At 61.2% G+C, this 22,105-nt stretch carries 21 protein-coding genes and 1 pseudogene; 9 read left to right on the forward strand and 13 right to left on the reverse strand.

Annotated features, from left to right (window positions below):
• Positions 1–51: 51 nt before the first annotated feature.
• Together QZ190_RS11925 and murJ are read right to left on the reverse strand one after the other, a co-directional pair.
• The gene (locus tag QZ190_RS11925) at positions 52–912 is read right to left on the reverse strand and encodes a tetratricopeptide repeat protein (RefSeq protein ID WP_291916559.1); all 861 of its coding nucleotides are present in this window, start codon (positions 910–912) and stop codon (positions 52–54) included.
• 10 nt (positions 913–922) lie between these two features.
• Positions 923–2,488 carry a murein biosynthesis integral membrane protein MurJ gene (gene murJ, locus QZ190_RS11930; RefSeq protein ID WP_291916561.1) on the reverse strand — a complete coding sequence of 522 codons (1,566 nt, stop codon included), beginning with the start codon at positions 2,486–2,488 and terminating at the stop codon, positions 923–925.
• 173 nt (positions 2,489–2,661) lie between these two features.
• Between murJ and rpsT the strand changes: the two genes are divergently transcribed.
• The gene (gene rpsT / locus QZ190_RS11935) at positions 2,662–2,964 is read left to right on the forward strand and encodes a 30S ribosomal protein S20 (RefSeq protein WP_019430397.1); all 303 of its coding nucleotides are present in this window, start codon (positions 2,662–2,664) and stop codon (positions 2,962–2,964) included.
• A 372-nt stretch (positions 2,965–3,336) separates the two neighbouring features.
• On the opposite strand, the gene QZ190_RS11940 is transcribed toward rpsT, so the two are convergent.
• Complete coding sequence (locus QZ190_RS11940; RefSeq protein ID WP_291916564.1) at positions 3,337–3,657, reverse strand: DUF3579 domain-containing protein; 321 nt, start codon at positions 3,655–3,657, stop codon at positions 3,337–3,339.
• Between the two features lie 211 nt (positions 3,658–3,868).
• Between QZ190_RS11940 and QZ190_RS11945 the strand changes: the two genes are divergently transcribed.
• The 8 genes from QZ190_RS11945 to QZ190_RS11980 all read left to right on the forward strand — a co-directional run bounded on the left by QZ190_RS11945 (position 3,869) and on the right by QZ190_RS11980 (position 12,104).
• Positions 3,869–5,071 carry an aspartate aminotransferase family protein gene (locus QZ190_RS11945; RefSeq protein ID WP_291916565.1) on the forward strand — a complete coding sequence of 401 codons (1,203 nt, stop codon included), beginning with the start codon at positions 3,869–3,871 and terminating at the stop codon, positions 5,069–5,071.
• Complete coding sequence (gene argF / locus QZ190_RS11950; RefSeq protein WP_291916567.1) at positions 5,068–6,036, forward strand: ornithine carbamoyltransferase; 969 nt, start codon at positions 5,068–5,070, stop codon at positions 6,034–6,036. The genes QZ190_RS11945 and argF overlap by 4 nt, the downstream gene beginning before the upstream one ends.
• A gap of 2 nt (positions 6,037–6,038) precedes the next feature.
• Positions 6,039–6,347, forward strand: coding sequence for a YkgJ family cysteine cluster protein (locus QZ190_RS11955; RefSeq protein ID WP_291916570.1), 309 nt, complete (start codon positions 6,039–6,041; stop codon positions 6,345–6,347).
• A gap of 68 nt (positions 6,348–6,415) precedes the next feature.
• Positions 6,416–7,042 (forward strand): arylformamidase, encoded by a 627-nt coding sequence (gene kynB / locus QZ190_RS11960; RefSeq protein WP_291916572.1) that lies wholly within the window; start codon positions 6,416–6,418, stop codon positions 7,040–7,042.
• Between the two features lie 25 nt (positions 7,043–7,067).
• Positions 7,068–8,351, forward strand: a complete 1,284-nt coding sequence (kynU, locus tag QZ190_RS11965; protein ID WP_291916575.1) for a kynureninase — start codon at positions 7,068–7,070, stop codon at positions 8,349–8,351.
• Positions 8,352–8,361: 10 nt separating this feature from the next.
• Positions 8,362–9,279 carry a tryptophan 2,3-dioxygenase gene (kynA, locus tag QZ190_RS11970; RefSeq protein WP_291916577.1) on the forward strand — a complete coding sequence of 306 codons (918 nt, stop codon included), beginning with the start codon at positions 8,362–8,364 and terminating at the stop codon, positions 9,277–9,279.
• Positions 9,280–9,366: 87 nt separating this feature from the next.
• Entirely contained in the window at positions 9,367–9,834 is a 468-nt protein-coding gene (locus tag QZ190_RS11975; protein ID WP_291916579.1) for a (2Fe-2S)-binding protein, read from the forward strand.
• On the forward strand, positions 9,831–12,104 hold the full coding sequence (locus tag QZ190_RS11980) for a xanthine dehydrogenase family protein molybdopterin-binding subunit (protein WP_291916581.1): 2,274 nt from the start codon (positions 9,831–9,833) through the stop codon (positions 12,102–12,104). The genes QZ190_RS11975 and QZ190_RS11980 overlap by 4 nt, the downstream gene beginning before the upstream one ends.
• Before the next feature lie 18 nt (positions 12,105–12,122).
• Here QZ190_RS11980 and QZ190_RS11985 read toward each other — a convergent pair whose 3' ends face one another.
• The 10 genes and pseudogenes from QZ190_RS11985 to QZ190_RS12030 form a co-directional block, all read right to left on the reverse strand.
• Entirely contained in the window at positions 12,123–13,352 is a 1,230-nt protein-coding gene (locus tag QZ190_RS11985) for a lytic murein transglycosylase (RefSeq protein WP_291916583.1), read from the reverse strand.
• A 152-nt stretch (positions 13,353–13,504) separates the two neighbouring features.
• Positions 13,505–14,704: an FAD-dependent monooxygenase gene (locus QZ190_RS11990; protein ID WP_291916585.1), complete on the reverse strand. Its 1,200-nt coding sequence runs from the start codon at positions 14,702–14,704 to the stop codon at positions 13,505–13,507.
• Between the two features lie 61 nt (positions 14,705–14,765).
• Positions 14,766–15,173 (reverse strand): PIN domain-containing protein, encoded by a 408-nt coding sequence (locus QZ190_RS11995; protein ID WP_291916588.1) that lies wholly within the window; start codon positions 15,171–15,173, stop codon positions 14,766–14,768.
• 45 nt (positions 15,174–15,218) lie between these two features.
• Positions 15,219–15,482: a type II toxin-antitoxin system prevent-host-death family antitoxin gene (locus QZ190_RS12000; RefSeq protein WP_291916590.1), complete on the reverse strand. Its 264-nt coding sequence runs from the start codon at positions 15,480–15,482 to the stop codon at positions 15,219–15,221.
• 114 nt (positions 15,483–15,596) lie between these two features.
• Positions 15,597–16,592, reverse strand: coding sequence for an aldo/keto reductase (locus QZ190_RS12005; RefSeq protein ID WP_291916592.1), 996 nt, complete (start codon positions 16,590–16,592; stop codon positions 15,597–15,599).
• A 165-nt stretch (positions 16,593–16,757) separates the two neighbouring features.
• Positions 16,758–17,669 carry an MBL fold metallo-hydrolase gene (locus QZ190_RS12010; protein WP_367114242.1) on the reverse strand — a complete coding sequence of 304 codons (912 nt, stop codon included), beginning with the start codon at positions 17,667–17,669 and terminating at the stop codon, positions 16,758–16,760.
• A 243-nt stretch (positions 17,670–17,912) separates the two neighbouring features.
• Complete coding sequence (locus QZ190_RS12015) at positions 17,913–18,587, reverse strand: hypothetical protein (RefSeq protein ID WP_291916596.1); 675 nt, start codon at positions 18,585–18,587, stop codon at positions 17,913–17,915.
• 583 nt (positions 18,588–19,170) lie between these two features.
• Positions 19,171–20,238: pseudogene (locus QZ190_RS12020) on the reverse strand (aconitase family protein); the annotation flags it as partial.
• A 109-nt stretch (positions 20,239–20,347) separates the two neighbouring features.
• Positions 20,348–21,367, reverse strand: coding sequence for a hypothetical protein (locus QZ190_RS12025; protein WP_291916598.1), 1,020 nt, complete (start codon positions 21,365–21,367; stop codon positions 20,348–20,350).
• Between the two features lie 101 nt (positions 21,368–21,468).
• Positions 21,469–22,095, reverse strand: coding sequence for a BRCT domain-containing protein (locus tag QZ190_RS12030; protein WP_291916601.1), 627 nt, complete (start codon positions 22,093–22,095; stop codon positions 21,469–21,471).
• Between the last annotated feature and the right edge of the window lie 10 nt (positions 22,096–22,105).

The following is a 22,105-nucleotide window of genomic DNA, read 5'->3' on the forward strand; positions in this document are numbered from 1 at the left end:
AAGCAGCAAGCCTGAGGCAGAACGCCTCAAGCAGCCTGCCTGAGCACCCCATCACAGCGCCGATAGCTCGCTCACCCGGTTGCGCAGGGCCACGGTGTCGGGCCCTGCGGGCACGGCCTCCAGGTACAGCCTCAGGTCCTGCAAGGCTTCGTGCACATGCCCCAACTCGGCATGCACCAGGCCCCGGTCGCGCCGCTCGGACCACACCTCGGGCAGCAAAATCACCAACCTGTCCAGCACCTGCAGCATGCGCGGCCAGTCTTCCTGGGAACGGAAAATCTCTTTCAGGTTGCGCAGCATGCGGGCCAGCATGTCGCGGGGCGGGCAGGCTTGCAAGTACAAGCCCAACGGGGTCTCCCCATCGTCGAGATCGGGCGCAGCGCTCTGGTCTGCGGGGTCACGGTAAGGACTCAGGCGCTCGGACAAACTGTCCAGGCCCAAAGACTCGCCCGTGAGCGGGTCCAGCACCACCAGCCCCCCTTCGAGTGCCACTTTGACCAAAAAATGGCCAGGGAAAGAAATGCCGTGCGCCTTCAACTCCAGCGCCCGGGCCAGCTCCAGCCAGATCACCGCCAGCGAAATCGGGATGCCCCGGCGCGTGCGCAGCACCTCGAAGAGGTAGCTGTTTTCCGGCGCGTAATAGTCGTTGGCGTTCACCCCAAAGCCCAGGTCTTTGTAGAAGACCTGCGTCAGGATGGCCAGGCGGGTCAGGTCATCGGCCTCGTCGGGCATGCGCGCCGTGACCCGTTTGAGCAAGCGTTCCACATCGTCCAGCACCTGCTGCACGTCGATGCTGGGCTCTTCGTCCTGCGCCAAACTGGCGGCCGCCTCCAGCAAAGGGAAGTGCTCGTCGCTTTGCACCAGGCTGGCGAAGTAGCCCAAAGGGGTCGGGGCAGAAAAAGTCAGCGCCATGAGAAATCCTTCAACGCTTGAGGAAGGCCTTGAGCCGCAAACCCGTGGCCCACAACACACCAAAATAAAGCAAGGCCGAGCCCGCCAAAACCGCCACCATCCAGCCGATGCGCAGCCAAGCCTCTTGGCGCATGGCCACCCAAGGCAAATGGTTCGCCGCGAACCACAGCAAGCCTGTCAACAAGCTTGTGGCCAACAGTACCTGCAAACCAAAACGCCACCAGCCGGGTTGTGGCTTGTAACTGCCCCTGCGCAACAGACCCACCAGCAGCCACACAGCATTGACCAAAGCCCCCAAACCAATGGACAACGCCAGCCCGGCGTGGGCCAGATAAGGCACCAACAGCACGTTGAAAATTTGGGTCAGCACCAGCACCACCACCGCGATGCGCACCGGGGTTCGGATGTCTTGGCTGGCGTAGTAGCCAGGGGCCAGCACCTTGATGGCGACCAGGCCCAGCAAGCCCACGCCGTAGCCAGTCAGGGCCAAGGTGGTTTGCTGCACATCGCGGTCGGTGAAGGCCCCATAGTGGTAAAGCACCGACACCAGCGGCTGAGAAAACACCAGCAAAGCTGCCGCACAAGGCAAGGCCAGCAGCAGCACCAGACGCAAGCCCCAGTCGAGCATGGCGGCATAACGCTCGCTGTCGCCCGTGGCTTTGGCCGCCGCCAGCTGCGGCATCAGCACCACGCCCAGCGCCACACCCAAAATGGCCGTCGGGAACTCCATCAAACGGTCGGCATAGGTCAACCAGCTGACGCTGCCCGGCGCCAGGTGAGAGGCGATCTGGGTGTTGATGAGCAGGGAAATTTGGGCCACACCCACGCCCAGCAAAGCCGGGCCCATCAGGCGCAGGATGTTCAAGGTGGCAGGGTTGGTCCAGGCCTTTTTGACGGCGCGGGGCCGCAGGCCCAAACGGGGCAGCAAACCCAGCCGGGCCAAGGCCGGAATCTGCACCGCCAACTGCAAGACACCGCCCACCATCACACCCACCGGCAAGGCATAGATGGCCTCCACGCCTTGCTTGGCCAGCCAAGGCGATAAAAACCAAGTGGCTGCGATCACGCTCACATTCAGCAGCACGGGCGTCGCCGCGGGCACGGCAAAACGCTTCCAGGTGTTCAAAATACCGGCCGACAAGGCGACCAAGGACATGAAGGCGATGTAGGGGAACATCCAGCGCGTCATGTTCACTGCCGCGCCGTAACCCCGGGCGTCTTGCTGCAAGCCACTGGCCAGCGCCCACACCAACCAAGGCGAGGCCAGCACACCCAAAACAGACAAGGCCAGCACCGACCAGGCCAGAGCCGTGGCCACGCTGTCAATCACTTCCTTGGTGGCCTCGTCGCCATGCTGGGCACGGGTGGCCGCCAGCACCGGCACAAAAGCCTGGCTGAAGGCCCCTTCGGCAAACAGCCGCCGAAACAGGTTGGGAATTCGAAAGGCCACATTGAAGGCGTCGGTCAAGGCGCTGGCCCCGAACATGGAAGCCATGAGCAGCTCGCGCACCAAACCCGTGACCCGGGAGGCCAGGGTAAAAATGGACACAACAGAAGCAGATCGGAGGAGGCTCACAGTGGGCGAGTGTAGCGGCCACTTCCGCGAAGGCTGGCCATGCCATGGCCGCGGGACGGATTCAGACGCAGGCCTGCCTTGGCGATCTGCCAAGGGAGCCGGATGCCGTTTCAGTGTCTGCTAGAATGACGGGTTCGCTGGACATCATCCTCAGACACTGAAAGAACTTATATATGGCATCCGCTAAACCCAAAAAGAAAAACCCCCGTCTTGCTTCCGGCCGTAAACGCGTCCGCCAAGACGTCAAAATCAACGCCGCGAACTCTTCGCTGCGCTCCAAATACCGCACAGCTGTGAAGAACGTCGAAAAAGCCGTTGCAGCTGGCGACAAGACCAAAGCCACCGAGTTGTTTGCCAAGATGCAAACCGTGGTGGACATCATTGCCGACAAGGGCATCTTCCACAAGAACAAGGCTGCTCGTGACAAGAGCCGCCTGAGCGCCAAAGTGAAGACTTTGGCTCTTGCCGCAGCCTGATCCGCTCCACCAGATCAACAGCCCGGCGAGGTTTTGTCCTCGCTGCCGTTTGAAACGGGTGCGCTGTCCGCGAACACTGAACCGCCCTGGTGCAAACCTTGGCGGTTTTTTCATGCCCTTTTGTCGGATGGCCGAAGGCCGAGTTGGCGCTTTGCCGAGGCTGCATTGGGACTTGCAGAGACTGGGTATGGAACTGTTTGGAGCTTTGCGCAGGCTGAGTTGATGCCATCGCCGGGCTCCTCATGACTCGCTTCGCTCTTAAAAATCGTCACCCGGCGATGGCCCCAACTCAGCGGGGTTCATTGCCACCTGTCGAATCAAACCTCGCTGACATCAAAAAAAAACCGCCCGTGGGCGGTTGGTTCTTACTTCTTACTTTGGGGGTGGAGGGTCAGGCAACAAACAAGCTTCAGCCACCTGCAAGCCATTGTCACGCGCAAAGTTCATCACGAAATCCCAGGCCATGACATTGTGATCGCGCAGTTCGTGGTTCACGATCACGCACTTGACCCCAGCCAGTGTGGTGGGAATGCACCAAGGGGAGTAACTCAGGTGGCTGCCAGGGGTGGCGCCGCCGGGGCGAAAGGGGCTCATGACGCCCGCCAGGCGTTCGGCCCAGTCGCTCGGTCTGAAAGGCTTGCCGTCCTGGGTGATGCCCTGGATGAAAACTTCTTTGGCGTTGTTGGAAACCATCGGATAGAGGTGTGAATCGGTTGGCCCCGCAGGGCGGGATCGCCACCCACGGGTTTACCCAAGTATTGTATCTTATATAAGACTTGAGGCCTCCTCAAAACCCCTTGGCACAAGGCTGGAATGAACTGGCCAGGCCCTGCCCTTTCTGCCTCTAAAATCTGGTTTCAGCGGCCCTCATCGTTGGGCCGATTTTTATTTCAGGAGTTCTCGCATGTCCGCTTTCATTGAAGCCGCCTCACCGCACACCATGAACACCTATGGCCGACTGCCGATCGCACTCAGCCATGGTCAGGGTTGCCGAGTCTGGGACGTCAATGGCAAGCCCTACCTGGACGCGCTGGCCGGTATTGCGGTGAACACCCTGGGCCACAACCACCCCGATCTGGTGCCCGCGCTGCAGGACCAGCTGGCCAAGATGATCCACAGCTGCAACTACTTCCATGTGCCCAACGCGGAAGTGCTGGCGGCCAAGCTGGTCGAGCTGTCGGGCATGACGAACGTGTTTTTCTGCTGCACGGGCCTGGAAGCCAACGAGGCGGCCATCAAGCTGGCGCGCAAATACGGCCACGATAAGGGCATCGACAAACCCGAAATCGTGGTTTACGAAAAAGCCTTTCACGGTCGCAGCATCGCCACCCTGAGCGCCACCGCCAACGAGAAGCTGAAAAAAGGCTTTGGCCCCATGCTCGAAGGCTTTGTGCGTGTGCCAGTCAACGACATCGAAGCCCTGAAAAAAGCCACCGAAGGCAACCCCAATGTGGTGGCGGTGTTCATGGAAACCATTCAGGGCGAAGGCGGCATCAACCCGATGCGCATCGAATACCTGCAGCAAGTGCGCGCCCTGTGCAACCAAAAAGACTGGCTGATGATGATCGACGAGGTGCAGTGCGGCATGGGCCGCACCGGCAAATGGTTTGCCCACCAGTGGGCGGGCATCGTGCCCGACGTGATGCCGCTGGCCAAAGGCCTGGGCTCGGGCGTGCCGATTGGCGCGGTGGTGGCTGGCCCCAAGGCCGCCCACATCTTCCAGCCCGGCAACCACGGCACCACTTTCGGTGGCAACCCGCTGGCCATGCGCGCCGGGGTTGAGACCATCCGCATCATGGAAAATGACGGCCTGATGGCCAACGCGGCCAAAGTCGGTGCACATCTGCGCGGTGCACTGGACAAGGCTTTGGCGGGCGTGCAAGGCGTGAAAGAAGTGCGTGGCCAGGGCCTGATGCTGGGCATCGAGCTGGACCGCCCTTGCGGCGCCATTTGGACACGGGCTGCCGAAGCCGGTCTGCTGCTGAGCGTGACCGCCGACAGCGTGATCCGCCTGGTGCCACCGCTCATCATGACCGAGGCCGAAGCCGACGAAGTGGTCGCCATTTTGGTGCCCCTGATCACCACCTTTTTGGCAGAAACGCCATGAGCCAGTCCCCACACGTGCCCGTGCGGCACTACCTGCAGTTCACCGACCTCACGGCCGACGAGTACGCACATGTGTTTGCACGCGCGGCCGAGATCAAGCGCAAGTTCAAGGCTTACGAAAAATACCACCCGCTGGCCGACCGCACGCTGGCCATGATTTTCGAAAAAGCCAGCACCCGCACCCGCGTGAGCTTTGAGGCGGGCATGTACCAACTGGGCGGCTCGGTGGTGCACCTGACCACCGGCGACAGCCAGCTGGGCCGCTCCGAGCCCATCGAAGACAGCGCCCGCGTGATCAGCCGCATGACCGACATCGTCATGATCCGCACCTACGGCCAAGACAAGATCGAGCGCTTTGCTTCGCACTCGCGCGTGCCCGTCATCAACGGCCTGACCAACGAGTTCCACCCCTGCCAAATTCTGGCCGACCTCTTCACCCTGCTGGAGCACCGGGGCCTGGACGCCCAAGGCCAACCGGACCCGTCTTACCTGAAGGGCAAAGTGGTGGCTTGGGTGGGCGACGGCAACAACATGGCCAACACCTGGCTGCAGGCGGCCGAATTGCTGGGTTTCACGGTGCACCTGAGCACGCCCAGCGGCTACGAGGTGGACCAGGCCGTGGCCGGTTTGCGCAGCGCCGACAGCTACAAAATCTTCAAAGACCCCGAAGACGCCTGCCGAGGCGCTGACCTGGTCACCACCGACGTGTGGACCAGCATGGGCTTTGAGGCCGAAAACGAAGCCCGCAAGAAAGCCTTTGCCGACTGGTGCGTGGACGAAGCCATGATGCGAGTGGCCAAGCCCGACGCCCTGTTCATGCACTGCCTGCCTGCCCACCGAGGCGAAGAAGTCAGTGCCGAAGTCATCGACGGCCCACAATCGGTGGTCTGGGACGAAGCCGAAAACCGCATGCATGTGCAAAAGGCGCTCATGGAGTTTTTGCTGCTGGGCCGCGTCCAAGCCTGAGCATGTCCACCTGCACCACCTGCGGCGCTTGCTGCGTGAGCTTCCGGGTGGATTTTTCCGTGTATGAATACGAAGAAGGCGGCGGCGATGTGCCTGCGGGCTTGGCTTCGCCGATCACCGAGCACACCTGCCGCATGCGCGGCACTGACCACAGCCCGCCACGCTGCGCCGCGCTCTATGGCAAAACCGGCGAAAAAGCGATTTGCGGCATCTACGAATGGAGGCCATCGCCCTGCCGTGAGTTTGAAGAAGGCAGCCCCGCCTGCGAGCAAGCGCGGCGACGCCACGGCCTGCCTGCGCTGAACGTCTGAAGTCTTTTTCCCGGGTGTTGGAAATAACCGACACCACGGTTTTTGGGGCGGTGCTACCTTCGCTCACCATGAAAAAACTTTGGGATATTTCCCCGCCTGTTGATGCGCAAAGCCCGGTCTTTACGGGCGACACGCCCTACAGCCAGCAATGGGCTGCCACGCTGTCGGACACCTGCCCGGTGAACGTGAGCGCCATCACCCTGTCGCCACATGTGGGCGCGCATGCCGATGCCCCGCTGCATTACGACCCGCAAGGCGAGGCGGTGGGCGCTTTGGACCTGCTGCCCTTTCTGGGCCGCTGCCGCGTCATCCATGCGCTGGATGCAGGTCCTTTGATCACCCTCGCACACTTGAAGCATGCCCTGACCGATCTGCCTGCGCGCGTGTTGGTGCGCACTTACCGCGCATTTCCTCTTGCGCAGTTCGACACCCAGCTCACCGGTTTTGACCCCGCCTGCGTGCAGCACCTGGCCGACCTGGGCGTGCTGTTGATCGGCACCGACAGCGCCAGCATCGACCCAGCAGACAGCAAAGCGTTGCCCAGCCACCAAGTGATCCGCCAACGCGGCTTGCGCGTGCTGGAAAACCTGCTGCTCGATGAGGTTCCCGAAGGCGATTACGAACTGATCGCCCTGCCCCTCAAACTCATGAGCGCCGACGCCAGCCCCGTGCGGGCGGTCTTGCGCGAACTTTGAACACTGCTTGAAAGACCCAAACATGATGAACCTCACCCCCACCTTGCAAGACTGCGAACTGCTGGACGCGCAAGACCCGCTGCGCGCGTTGCGCGAACAATTTGACCTGCCCGCTGGCGTGATTTATCTGGACGGCAACTCGCTGGGCGTGCTGCCCAAAACCGCCCCAGCCCGCGTGGCCCATGCCGTGACGCACGAATGGGGCACCGACCTGATCAAAAGCTGGAACACCGCAGGCTGGTTCACCCTGCCCCAACGCGTGGGCGACAAAATTGCCCGCGTCATCGGTGCCCAGCCTGGCGAAGTGATCGCGGCGGACAGCACCTCGATCAACCTGTTCAAAGTGTTGGCCGCAGCGCTGCACATCGCCAAAGCCGACCACCCGCACAAAACCAAAATCGTCAGCGAGCGCAGCAACTTTCCGACTGACCTGTACATCGCAGAAGCCTTGTGCAAAGAACGCGGCTACACCCTGCAACTGGTCGAAGCCGACGAAATTGCAGCTGCATTGCAAGCCGATGTGGCGGTGCTCATGCTCACCCATGTGAACTACCGCACCGGGGCCATGCACAACATGCAGGCCGTCACCGCCCAGGCTCATGCGCAGGGCATCCTCACCGTGTGGGACTTGGCGCACAGCGCAGGTGCCGTGCCCGTTGACCTGAACGGCGCAGGGGCCGACTTTGCGGTGGGCTGTGGCTACAAATACCTCAATGGCGGCCCCGGCGCTCCGGCTTTTGTGTGGGTACGCCCTGAACACACCGACCGCTTTTGGCAGCCCCTGGCCGGCTGGTGGGGCCATGCTGCGCCCTTTGCTTTCACACCGGATTACCAACCCGCCCAAGGCATCACCCGCTACCAATGCGGCACCCAACCCATCTTGAGCCTCACGGCCCTCGACTGCGGCCTGGACGCCTTTTTGGCCGCCGAGGCGCTGGGCGGCATGTCCGCGCTGCGCCAAAAATCGCTGGCCCTCACGGGCCTGTTCATGCAACTGGTGCGCACGCGATTGCACGGCCACGGTTTTGGCATCGCCACCCCGGCCGAAGAAGCCCTGCGCGGCTCGCAAGTGAGCCTGACCCGCGCCGAAGGCGCCTACGCCATCGTGCAAGCCCTGATCGCACGCGGTGTGATCGGTGACTTCAGGGCGGGCGATGGCGGCGTAAATGCTGACATCTTGCGCTTTGGTTTCACGCCGCTGTATGTGGGCTATGCCGACGTGTGGCAGGCCGCAGAACACCTGTACCAGGTCATGCAAAGTGGCGAGTGGCAAGACGCCCGCTTTGCACAAAAGAACGCTGTGACATGAAAGGCCTGCCATGAGTTCCTGCCCTTTCTCCTCTGCCTCCGCATCCGCCTCCGCCTCCACCACAGCCAGCGCCAGCGCCGCAGCAGGCGATGCCACAGGCGAGCGCATCGTGCACGATGAAAAAGCGCAGCTCGACTTTGACGGCCGCATGAGTTACGGCGACTACCTGCAACTCGACGCCATCCTCAACGCGCAACAACCGCTCTCGCCCGACCACAACGAGATGCTGTTCATCGTGCAGCACCAAACCAGCGAACTGTGGATGAAGCTGATGCTGCACGAGCTGCAGGCAGCCATGGCGGGCATTGCGCAAGACCAGTTGCCCGACGCCTTCAAAAAACTCGCCCGCGTCAGCCGCATCATGGAGCAGCTGGTGCACGCCTGGGACGTGCTGGCCACCATGACGCCGCCCGAATACAGCGCCATCCGCCCCTACTTGGCGCAGTCGAGCGGTTTTCAAAGCTGGCAATACCGCTGCATCGAGTTTGCGATGGGCAACAAAAACGCGGCCATGCTGCAACCCCACGCGCACCGCCCCGACCTGTCGGCCACCGTGCAGGCCGCTTACGAAGCGCCCTCGCTCTACGACGAATGCCTGCGACTGCTGCAACGCCGAGGCCTCGATGTGCCGAGCAGCCACACCCAACGCGACTGGCGAGAGCCCTACCCGGCAAGCGTTGCGGTCGAAAACGCCTGGCTCGTGGTCTACCGCAACCCGCAGCAGCACTGGGACCTGTACCAGCTGGGCGAAGAACTCACCGATCTGGAAGACGCTTTTCGCCTCTGGCGCTTTCGGCATGTGACCACGGTGGAGCGCGTGATCGGCTTCAAGCGCGGCACCGGCGGCACGGGCGGCGTGAGCTATTTGCGCAAGATGCTGGACACCGTGCTCTTTCCGGAAATCTGGACGCTGCGCACGCAGCTGTGAAGTGACTCACCCAGCGCAGATCTACCAGCGACAAAGAAGTGCATTCAATTGCACTAACATGCCTGCTTCCATCACAGAGGATACGACTTGCAACTGAACATCAACGGCCAAAGCCGCACCGCCACCGCTGACCCCAGCACACCCCTGCTGTGGGTGCTGCGCGATGAACTGAATCTCACGGGCACCAAATTCGGCTGCGGCATCGCCGCTTGCGGGGCCTGCACCGTGCATGTGGACGGGCAGCCCGTGCGCTCTTGCGTGACGCCCGCGTCTGCGGTGGCGAACCAACCAATCAAAACCATCGAATCCTTGGGCACGGCAGAAAAGCCCCACCCCCTGCAAAGCGCGTGGATCGCCGAGCAGGTGCCGCAATGCGGTTACTGCCAAAGCGGCATGCTGATGGCCGCGGCCGCACTGCTGGACAAAAACCACAACCCCAGCGACGCCGACATCGACGCCGCCATGACCAACCTTTGCCGCTGCGGCACTTACCAGCGCGTGCGCGCCGCCATTCACCGGGCGGCTGCTGCCATGAAGAAAGGCGGTGCCGCATGAAACGCCGCACCTGGATTTTGAGCGCCTTGGGCGCAACTGGCGCACTCGTGGTGGGCTGGGGTGCGATGCCTGCCCGCTCACGCCTGGGTTCACCCGAATTGATGCTGCCCACGCAAGGCGATGTGGCGCTGAATGGCTGGATCAAGATCGCCGCCGATGGCGCGGTGATGCTGGCCATGCCGCGCAGCGAAATGGGCCAAGGCGTGCACACCGCGCTGGCCATGCTGGTGGCCGAAGAGCTGGACGTGCCCCTCGCCCGCGTGCGCCTGGAACAAGCCGGGGCCGACAGCATTTACGGCAACGTGGCCATGCTGGTGGCCAGCCTCCCCTTTCACCCGCTGGACAGCGAAGGCGAAAAACCCGCCAAGATCAAACTGGCCGAGTGGATGGTGGGCAAGATCGCCCGCGAGCTGGGCATCAACGCCACAGGCGGATCGTCTTCGGTGGCCGACCTGTGGGAGCCGCTGCGCATGGCCGCCGCCACCGCACGCACCAGCCTGGTGCAAGCCGCTGCCGCCGCCTGGAAAGTGCCCGCCAGCGAGATCACCGTGCGCGATGGCGTGATGCAACACGCCTCGGGCCAAAAGGCGCACTACGGCCAAATGGGCGCAGCCGCTGCAGGCAGCACCCCGGCCAACATCACCCCCAAAGCCCGTCAGGACTGGAAGCTGATCGGCCAAAACGCCGCGCGCAGCGACATCCCAGCCAAAGTCACGGGCCAAGCGCAATTCGGTATGGACGTGCGCTTGCCCGGCCTGCTGTTTGCGGCCGTGCGCATGAACCCGGTGCTGGGTGGCGCATCCGCCACCATGGACACCCAGGCCGCACTGGCCTTGCCGGGCGTGAGCCAGGTGGTGGCGCTGGACGCTTGGGGCGGCGGCACAGGCGGTTTGGCCGTCGTGGCCAGCAACACCTGGCAGGCCCGCCAAGGCGCACAAGCCGTGAAGGTGCAGTGGCCCACAGCTGCTGCAGGTGCACCAGGTGCAGCCGACACCACCCGTATCCAGGCCGATCTGCTCAAGGCCCTGAACACCGAAAGCGGCTTCACATTCCACGAGCAAGGCCTGCCACTCAAAGCCGAACAAACGGCGGCCAGCCGCATCGATGCGCTATTCCAAGCGCCCTACTTGGCCCACGCCACCATGGAGCCGATGAACTGCACGGCACAGGTGAAAGACGGCAAAGTCGAAGTTTGGGTGCCCACGCAGGTGCCACAAATGGCGCGTGCCATGGCCGCCAAAGTGGCGGGGGTCAAAGAGGAGCAAGTCACCGTGCATGTGACGCTGCTCGGCGGCGGCTTTGGTCGCAGGCTGGAGGTCGACTTTGTCGGGCAGGCCGTGCAAGTGGCCATGGCCAGCAAGGGCGCGCCCGTGCAGCTGGTCTGGTCGCGCGAAGAAGACATGACCCACGACTTTTACCGCCCGATGCACCTGGCCAAATTCCAGGCGTCCATCGACGCGCAAGGCGAAGTCAGCAGCTTGCGCATCAAGTCGGCGGGCGACGCCATCACCCCGCGCTGGATGGCACGGGCCGCGCCGCACTTGTCGGGTCCCATCGACATGCCCGACAAAACCACTTCCGAGGGCCTGTTCGATCTGCCCTACGGCTTTTTGAACCAGCACATGAGCCATGTGGCCACCAAGTCTGGCGTGCCCGTGGGCTTCTGGCGCTCGGTAGGCCATTCGCACAACGCTTTTTTCTCGGAAAGCTTCATTGACGAACTGGCCTTGGCCACAAAACAAGACCCGCTGGCTTTTCGCCTGAAGCTGTTGAAAGACGCGCCGCGTTATGCGGCCGTGCTGCAGCTGGCTGCAAAACAAGCAGGCTGGGGCAAGGCTTTGCCCGCAGGTCGTGCGCAAGGTATCGCGCTGCACAAATCCTTTGGCTCCATCGTGGCGCAAGTGGCCGAAGTTTCGGTCGAGCAAGGCCAGATCCGTGTGCACCGGGTGGTCTGCGCCATCGACTGCGGCACCGTGGTCAACCCCGACACCGTGGCCCAGCAAATGCAAAGCAGCGTGGTCTACGCGTTGAGTGCCGCGCTGTTCGGCCAAATCGACATCGTGGGCGGCGTGGTGCAGCAAAGCAATTTTCCGAGCTACCCCATGGTCACACTCAGCCAGGCCCCGGTTGTGGAAACCCACATCGTGCCCAGCACCCGCCACCCGGCGGGCGTGGGCGAACCGGCCGTACCGCCGCTGGCCCCGGCCGTGGGCAATGCGCTGTTTGCTTTGACCGGCAAACGGCAGAGGGCTTTGCCGCTGAAGGTGTGAACTCAGCCCCAGAGTGAATCACCCCCCGCGCAAAGCCTTGAGGATTTTCTGGCCGCCTCGGCCATTGACCTCTAGCCCCAAGCGCTTTTGTTCGGCGCGGATCGCTTCGCGCGTTTTGTCGCCCAACATGCCATCCACCGGGCCGATGTCGTGGCCGCGCATCACCAGCAGGCCTTGCAACTCGCGCCGCTCGGCGCGGGACAGGCCCGCGTCATCGGTGGGCCAAGGCGTGGCGAAGGGGCCAGCGCCGCGCAGGCGATCGCTCAGGTGGGCAATGGCCAGGCCATAGCTCTCGGCCGCGTTGTAACTGTAGAGCGCGTCAAAGTTGCGCGTGACCAAAAAGGCAGGGCCATTGACACCGGCCAGCGTCAGCAAACCGACCGAGCCCAAATTGGCGGGCAAGGCCGAACCGTCCACCCGGCGCACGCCCCGCGCGGCCCAATCGGCCACCGGGCGTTTGCTGCGGCGGCCCTCGCCTGCCAAAGAGATGCCAGCGGGCAGCTTGACTTCAATGCCCCAAGGCAAGCCACTTTGCCAACCCGCACGGGCCAAAAAGTTGGCGGTCGAACCCAGCGCGTCCACGGTGCTGTCCATCAAGTCTGCGCGGCCGTCGCCATCAAAGTCCACCGCCAGGCGCTCGAAAGTGCTGGGCATGAACTGGGTGTGGCCAAAGGCCCCCGCCCACGAACCCACAAAACGCTCGGGCGCGATGTGGCCGGCCTGCAAAATGCGCAGCGCAGCAAAAAACTCGCCCCGGAAATAACTTTGCCGCCGCCCGTGACACGCCAGCGTGCCCAGCGCCTGCACCAGCGGGTATTTGCCAAAGGTCTGGCCAAAATTGCTTTCTACGCCCCAAACCGCGACCACCGTGGCCGGGTCCACACCAAAGCGTTGCTCGGCCCGTTCGAGCGCCTGGCGGTGTTCAGTCAGACGGGCCTTGCCATCGGACACACGCTCCTCGTCCACCAAGGCCGACATGTAGTCCCAAATGGCCGTGCGAAATTCGGGTTGGAAGTTCAGTTTTTCAATGACACTGAAGTCGGCCTGCAGCCCCACTGTGTGGCGCGCCCAGGTGGCGTCGCTCACTTTGCCGCTGCGCGCAGCCGGGCGCAACTCGGCCATGCAGGCCGACAAATCGGTGTTCTGCGCCCAGGCTGCTTGGGCAAGCCCCAAAGAGGCGAAAACCGTACTCATGCAGGCGGTGCGCACCCAAGCTGAGGTGCATGCGGTGGATGGACGTGGTGTCATGAAAAAAGTCCCTGAAAATTTGAATGTGTCTGAGTGCATCTCAATGCGCGCCAGCGAATGTACAGGGGAAATCTGGCAAACGGCAAAGTCTTGGCGCTGGCAGGTTATGACGTTAATTCAGCCCCAAACATGCTGGCCAGAAAGCTCGGTATTCACCGGTCGAGTGATGCTCCGCTCCCATACAACCAAGGCACATCCATCACCCGCTCGCCCATCAGTCGCATCGACAGGTTTCGTCCCCAAGCCACGGGGCCGATGGCGTGGAAGATGTGGCCGTTGCGGATGGCGCGCGCTTGCACGCGGGCGTTGCGCGCCCAGCGTGCTTGGGCATAGGCCTTTAGCTGCTCCGGCACCGTCGCGTTGCCCACACTCAGGCACTGCGCCAAGGCTTGTGCGTCTTCGATGGCCATGCCCGCGCCCTGCGCCAAATACGGCCGCATGGGGTGCGCCGCATCACCCAGCAAAGCCACGCGGCCTTGCGCCATGTCGCTGGCCCTGCTCACAGGCGCTCGGTCATGCAGCGCCCATTGCCGCCAGGCGGGCACCGATGCCAAACGCTCGTGCAAATCGCGGCCCACCGCGCCCATGGCCTGAATCAGCGCCTGGGTGTGCCCGGCCTGGTCCCAGTCTTGATCTTGCTCGGGTTTGGCACCGTGCACGATGGCCACGAGGTTGAGCCATTGCCCACTGCGCACTGGGTAATGCACCACATGCAGTCGCGGCCCCATCCACACGGTGACTTGGTCGCTGCGCAAATGCGCGGGTAAGTCGGCCTGGGCCACCAGCGCCCGGTAAGCCAGGTGCCCGGTAAAGCGCGCCGGGACATCGCCCAGCAGTTGCTGGCGCACCGCGCTCCACACGCCGTCGGCCCCGATCAGGGCGCTGGCCTGAAGGCTCAGGCCTTCCAACGTGTTCACTTGCAAAGCCGCTTCGCTACCCTGCCAGCCTTGCACGGTCTGCCCCAGCCGCAGGTTCACCCCAGCACTTTGGGCTGCCCGCTGCAGCAAGCCCTGCAAATCGGCGCGGTGGATGGTGGCGTAAGGCGCGCCGTAACGTGTCTGCGCCCGCTCGCCCAAAGGCAAGTTGCCCAGCACCTGCCCAGTTTGCGCATCGCGCGCTTGCAACTGCTTGGGGAAAGCCGCCACCTGCGCCAGCGCCACACCCAGACCCCAGGTCTGCAAGATGCGCGTCACATTCGGCCCAATCTGGATGCCAGCCCCCACCTCGCTGAGCTGCGCTGCGCGCTCGAGCAACTGCACCGGTACGCCACGCTGTGCACACGCCACAGCAGCGGCCAGGCCGCCAATGCCGCCGCCTGCGATCAACAACTGTTTGTGCGCCATGTTTGTCATGCTGGGATTGTGCGCGAAGACCTCATTTCAAATCTTGGCCACTGCGAGGCATGAAGGGGGTTCAAGTGCCCATCAGCACCGGCAAACCCTGCACCGCAGAAAAGTCCCGGTCATGCGTGACCAAGGCCGACGCGCCGATCTGCAGCGCCGAGGCCAGCTGCACCGCATCGGGCAATTTGAGGCGGTATTGCACCCGCAACTGCGCCGCCAAACTGGCCACCGCCGCCGACAAGGGCACCACCTGGTAAGCGCCCAGCGCCGTCTCGTAGCGTTTGGCCAAGGCCGTTTGGCCCGCCTTGAAAGGGCCGGTCAACACTTCGGCCAAAGTCACAGTGCTCAAGGCCAGTTGGATCTGGCCGCGCTCTGCGGCTTCGAACAGGCCCACAAAACGGGGTGCGAATTCGGCATGGTCTTCGAGCAGGTAAATCCAGGGGGCGGTGTCCACGAGCACCGTGGCGCCTTCGCTCAAACCGCCCCAGATAGACGCCGAAACACGGCCACGGGCCACCACCGCTCAGGCCCACTCATCGCGCAGCTGCGCGACCGCGGAGGCCGCACCCTCCGGCCACAGGCCTCGGCCCGAACCCCGCAAGGCCAGCACACCGCCTTGCTGCAAAGAGCGAGCTTGTTCCTCACGCCACTGCGCCACCGGCACCACCACCGCCACCGGTTTGCCGTGGCGCGTGATCACACTGCTGTAGCCCGCCACCGCCTCAGAGGCGATGAGCGGCAGCTGCGCCCGGGCTTGTTCGAGTCCATATTGCGGGGTGTCTGACATGGCCAACTCCTTGATTTCCGTACAGACTGTACAGAAATTTGACGGAGTTTGTCAACACCGCCGCTGTTGATCGATGCTCACTTCGATAGACAGTGAACATCAGACACGCGGATTTCAGCGCCCGTTCAAGGGGTAAGACGGGTCGTTGTACCCCGGCGTGGACGGGTGCCCGGGGGCCACCAAGCTGTTGACCAGGGCTTCGTCTTCGGCAGTGATGCTCACCTCCAAAGCGCCTGCGTAGTCTTGCCACTGCACCAGCGTGCGGGGCCCGGCAATGACGGCGCTCACATGGCGATTGGCCAGCACCCAGGCGGTGGCAAAGTGCGCCAGCGACACGCCTTTGGCCTCGCAATGCTGGCGCAGCGTTTGCGCAATCTGCAGCGACTCTTCACGGAATTCGGTCTCCAGAATGCGCTTGTCGCCCCGGGCGGCGCGGCTGCCCTCTGCGGGCGTTTGGCCGGGCGCGTATTTGCCCGTGAGCACGCCGCGTGCAACGGGGCTGTAGGGCACCACACCCAAGCCGTAATGCCCGCAGGCCTCCAGAATTTCCACCTCGGGCAAGCGGTTGAGCAGGTTGTAATAAGGCTGGCACACCACCGGGCCGGGCATGTTCATCTGGCGGGCCATGTTGACCATCTCGGCGATGCGCCAGCCCCGGAAATTGGACATGCCCCAGTAGCGGATCTTGCCGTCGCGCAGCAAAGCCTCGATGGCACGCAAGGGCTCTTCGAGGTTCATGCCGTTGTAGTCGCGGTGCAGGTAGTAAATGTCCAGGTGGTCGGTGTCCAGACGGCGCAAGCTGCCCTCGCAGGCGCGCAGCATCCAGCTGCGCGAATAGCCCTTGTGGTTGGGCTCTTCTGACATCGCATTGCCCACCTTGCTGGCCAACACCCATTGGTGGCGCTGACCTTTCAGCACCTGGCCCACGATCTCTTCGGATTTCCCGAGCGTGTAAACGTCAGCAGTGTCGATGAAGTTGCAGCCTTTTTCTTGCGCATCGGCCACGATGGCTCGCGCATCTTCCAACGGTGTTTGGTCCCCAAACATCATGGTGCCCAGGCACAGGCGGGACACTTTCAGGGGGCTTTTGCCCAGGGTGGTGGTTTTCATGGTGAGGTCTCCGAAAAACTGGGAATGCGAAGCCCCCTTGGGGTCCTGTCGCTGAGCACAGCGAACATGGTAGCCAAGCAGTCGGCCTACCACTGTCCAAAACGGACACAAAAAAACCCGGGCTGTCAGACCCGGGCTTTGGTTGCGTGCGGCTGATGTGGTGAATCAGGCCACGGGCACAAACTGGTAACCGTTGCCCGAGGGCGTGATGGTGCCAAAGGCCGGGAAGGGGAAGTGGAAACCACCGGCCATCATTTTTTCCTTGACCAGCATGTCAAAGATCTTGCGGCGGCTTTGGCGGGCCATTTCGGGGTTCATGTCAAAGAGCACCGCCCAGTCGGGGTTGCGGGCGAACAGGGACGGCACGTTGGTGATGTCGGCCACGTAGGCAAAGGACTGGCCCTCGGAGCGCACCGTGAACAAGGTGTGGCCCGGGGTATGACCAAAGGCGGCGACCGACTGGATGCCAGGGGCCACGTTGCTGCCAGGTTCGAACTTGACCAGTTGGTCTGCCGTCAAACCCGTCAAGGCACGTTTGACAGCCCCAAAAGCGCCTTGCATGCCTGCTGGTGCTGCCGCGATGCGGGCTTCGTCTGTCCAGAATGCGTGCTCGGGGGCCGGCACATGCACGCGGGCATTGGGGTAGACCAGGCTGCCGTTTTTGAAGCGCAAGCCGTTGATGTGGTCGCCATGAAAGTGGCTCAGCACCACGTTGTTGATGTCTTCAGGCTTGAAACCCGCAGCGGCCAGGTTACCCAGCAACTTACCCGTGGTGGGTGGGCCGTTGTCGGCAAATCCGGTGTCAAACAAATAGCGCTGGTTACCGTTGATCAACAAAAACGGGGTGTAGGGCACGTCGATGTAATCGGTGGGCAGGTTTTGTGATGCCAGCAAGGCCTTGACCTGGTCCAGCGGCACGGCAGGCACAAACTCCTGGCCCAGCGGACGCCGCACAGCACCGTCGTTCAAGGCAATCACCTCCATCGTGCCAAGCTTCATGCGCTTGAAACCCACCGAGGGCAATTCGGGCGCGCCGAACTGGGGGGTGTTTTGCGACCAAACGGAGGAAAAGGTCAAGGCGCTTGCACCGGCAAGGCCTGTGCCTAAGAAATGGCGACGATTGAGCATAGGTTCTCCAAAAAAATGACCTTCACCTTACGCTCTGTGCGAGCATTCTTCAGAGCGACGACCATTGACCATGGTTGCTGCTGGGACATGTCCGATGAATCAACGAAGAGCTCCTGCGTCTGCCCTGCCCTTCGAAAGCACTGTCGAGACGACCCCAAACCACGGCATTTTCGGCACCCATCAGCGTCAGATTTACAGGTAGCTTGCTTTGATGGCCTTTGTCAGGTCAGCGACAAAACGGTTGGCTGCGTTGGAACTCGCACCAATCCAGCCAAAGCGTTGGGAAGCCGTGGGCCCGGAACCGTAAGTGCGCATCCCTCGATCGATCGGTCCCGCCAACAACCCGTGCGCCGCTTCATCGTAAAACCAAAATTCCACCGGCTGCCCCTCGGCCTTGAGTTGTTCTCCCCATTGGTAAGGCGAAAGTCCCTGCGCCGTTGGATTGACCTGAAGGCTGCAGCGCTGGGCCGTGCCTGGCGCCGCGCCCTCGGCGGGCAGGTTCACCACACAGGGGTCGGTGCGCAGGTGCATCCAGTCGTCTGCCGTTCTGCCGCCATAGTTGTCGATCTTGCCGAACACCATTTTCAGAGGCACCCGGATCTGATCAGGCATGCCGATGCCGGCCGAAGGCGCCCCCTCAGAAAACACCATGCGGACATGCGCGGGATCCACCACAGCAGCCATGTTCAACGCCACACTGCCACCGTTGGACAAACCGTGAATGTAAAGGCGTGTGGTGTCAATGCGGGCGTTTTGTCGAATCCAGTCATAAGCACCCAAGGTGGCTTTGAAGATCATGCGCTGGCGCGATTCATTGGTGGTGCCGGTCAAAAACAACGAGGTGCCACGGTACTGAAAACCGTTCATCTCATAGGCATCAAATAACAAGGTGGCTACGCCTCGCGCATTCATCCGGCGAACCATTTCCAGCTCGGCTGAGCCAGGTCCATTACCCCCGTGGGCAATGATCATCAAAGGTGGCTTGTCGGCCAGCTTGTCCGCAAAAAGACCTGGCATCGACAATTGAACAGAACGGTGGCAGGGATCGAATTCGGCCAATGGCCCTCGGACCCGATGAAAGCCGGGTCGAATTTCAAGCAACTGGGCCACGCCCGCAGGCGCTGGCCGACAATCGGATTGAGCTTGCGCCGCGGTCATCAAGACCATGGCGGTGAGTAAAGTGCAAACCCTGAGGCCGCGAAAAGCAAAAGCCATTGAAAAGTCTCCAAGAGGTGCTTATGCCCCCTCAAGGGTGAGGCAATCGGTCAGAAAATACAGCGAGCCTAAGTGGGCCAAACAGATGTCAGTGATTGTCGAAACCCTGCAAGGGTTCAGCAAGAGGGTAGAGAAATCAAGTGGATAAGGGACTGATGCAGCGATCACATCCTCTGTGATCACCAACACAAACGGCCCCAAAGGGCCGTTTGTGCTTTCAGGGAGGGACGATCGCTTAAGCGGTCACACCCTTGGCGTTCTCCACGTACTCTTCAATCTGGTTGAAGTTCAGGTACTTGTAGATCGCTGCGCCGTCCTTGTTCACGATGCCCATGGCTTCGTGGTACTCGGCAACTGTCGGGATGTGACCCAGCTTGGACGCGATCGCTGCCAACTCGGCCGAGGCCAAGAACACGTTGGTGTTCTTGCCCAAGCGGTTGGGGAAGTTGCGGGTGCTGGTGGACACCACCGTGGCACCTTCGCGCACTTGGGCTTGGTTGCCCATGCACAGCGAGCAGCCGGGCATTTCGGTGCGGGCACCGGCGGCGCCGAAGTTGGCGTAGTGGCCTTCTTTGATCAGCTCGCTCTCGTCCATCTTGGTCGGTGGGGCGACCCACAGCTTGACGGGGATGTCGCGGCTGCCGCCGAGCAGCTTGGCCGCGGCGCGGAAGTGACCGATGTTGGTCATGCACGAACCGATAAAGGCTTCGTCGATCTTGGTGCCGGCCACGTCGGACAAGAACTTGGCGTCGTCAGGGTCGTTGGGGCAGCACAGGATCGGCTCTTTGATCTCGTTCATGTCGATCTCGATGACGTGCGCGTACTCGGCGTCCTTGTCGGCCTCGAGCAGGTTGGGCGCGTCGAGCCAGGCCTGGACCTTCTCGATGCGGCGCTGCAGCGTGCGCTTGTCTTCGTAGCCGTTGGCGATCATGTTTTGCATGAGCACGATGTTGGACTTCAGGTACTCCTCGACCGGCTCTTTGTTCAGCTTGATCGTGCAACCGGCGGCCGAGCGCTCGGCAGAGGCGTCGGACAATTCAAACGCTTGCTCGACCTTCAGGTTGGGCAGGCCTTCGATTTCCAGGATGCGGCCGGAGAACTCGTTGATCTTGCCGGACTTGGCCACGGTGAGCAGGCCCTTCTTGATGGCATACAAGGGAATAGCGTGCACCAAATCGCGCAGGGTCACGCCGGGCTGCATTTCGCCTTTAAAACCAAGGGTTCACCACAAAATAGACTTCGAGCTGAACGCCTTGGTGGGAAACCCGAGCGAGACCGGCGAAGAGTTTGACACCGAGCCGGTGGACGACGACGGGATGGAAGATGAAGAATAAAAGAACTCGCACGGGCGCGGCCGGTGCGGGCTGGAGGGCATGGCCTGGGCGGTCCATGCAGGGAGGATGTTTCAAGCTTTATGATTTTTTCTGAGCTAATTTATTATCTGATTGCTGCGCCCCATAAACAGTAGCTTGAGAGATGCGCCCATGACGTTCCACAGCTTGAATCTGCAGCCTCACTCGCCTGCTGCTCCTGCTCCACTCAGCAGCTTGGATCAGGGATTGCTCATCTTGACTCAATTCAATCGGCACATCCGCAAGAAATTGCTTCCCATCCGCAAGCCTATGTAACTTGATGCGAAATCCAGTCGCACGAGATGCATCATTGGCCAACACATAAAAGTCCTCATCAAGATTCAAATCTTTTGACCCAGATCGCTCGTTGTGTGTGATTGCAGCTGCCTGTGTGCTGTTTAGAGTAACACCTTGAGTACCGATCTCATCACCAGGCTTGAGGGTTTTCAGTATCTTATTTTGAGTAACTTCAAAGTCTGATCTGACACTTCCAACAACGGGCCTCTGCTCAACAGCCTTTGCAAATATTTTCAACCTTTCGGTTTCTTGCTTGGAAAGCTCAATTGTTTGCTCAACATTTTTTTCGGCCTGCTTTGAGGCGATCAATGACTTACTTACCTCGACACCACCCCATACAAGGGCTGCGCCAAGAAGAGTGATCATGAGGTGTTTTGAGTCCATTTTGTCGATTGCTCTTTTTCCTAGCTCGGTCAATTGAGCGTCAATCGGCGCATCATAGTCTGATGAGCCCTTTTTGACGCTGACGATCAATTCCAAGATGTCCTTGTCTTGATCGTTGATCTTCCTTAAATCTTCGGTCCCGTAGTTGATTTGCGCGAACAACCGATGCAAATCTTTCTGCAAATCCAGCAATGGTGACATCACCCGTGTGGGCACTGTTCCATTCCAATCTTTACCTTTGACTTTTACCTTAAAACTGGGCCACCCATCAAAAATAAGCTGCACACGCTCTGGCAATTTTTCATTGTTGATTGCAGCCTTCAGATAGCGCCAAGCATCTTCATCAGACCTGATGTAAATGAGTTGCGCAGGTATCGAATTTTCAGATCGTTTGGTCATGCGTTTATCTACGTGATTTTTAGATATTTTTACGATTCATTGCATCACCCCAAAACACACTGGGGCGTACCTTGAGTTGTGGTTGCAGGGCTTGTCATTTATCAAGCCGAAAGCAGCTGTGTCCAACGGTTTTCAGAAATGATCGAAATCGGCACGCCATCCAGTTGGAGCTCAGCAGCCTTTTGAATCTTTCGACCAAAAGAGGTGTGCACCCAATCACGCGTCACCAACGACCCCACCACCAGGACATGGGTTTTGCGGGTGATCCCGTCTTGCGCGAAACCACCAGCCTTTTCAGTCAGTCGTTCGCAGGCTGAGCGAGTACCAAAAACAAAGGTGCCAGTGTGGCACACGTTGCGGCCTGCGATCGCCACAGGCGCATCGTCATCGATCGGCAACTTCAACACCTCAGCGCTGGCCGAGCCGGTCTCCGCGAAGCCATTGACAGAAAAGTCACTCAGCACCGTCAGCAAATGGGTCCGCTCCACTTCGGTGATGACACCATCGGACAAGACCTCTTGGATCAGCATGGCAATCACGCTGCTTGGCCAATGCTGTGCCACCTCTTGGTTTTCGCTCAACCAGGTGGAAAGCAACTTGATTTCTTTGTCATGCAGGTGGTCATCGGCCACCATAGCCGTGACCATGCCCAGCAGCATTTCGGTGGACTTGACCAGTTGACGCTTGGCCATTGCGCTTTGCACATGCGCGTGATTTTCGCTTTCCATGAATCTCCCC

This window comes from Limnohabitans sp. (assembly GCF_017848645.1).
GTDB lineage: Bacteria > Pseudomonadota > Gammaproteobacteria > Burkholderiales > Burkholderiaceae_C > Limnohabitans_A.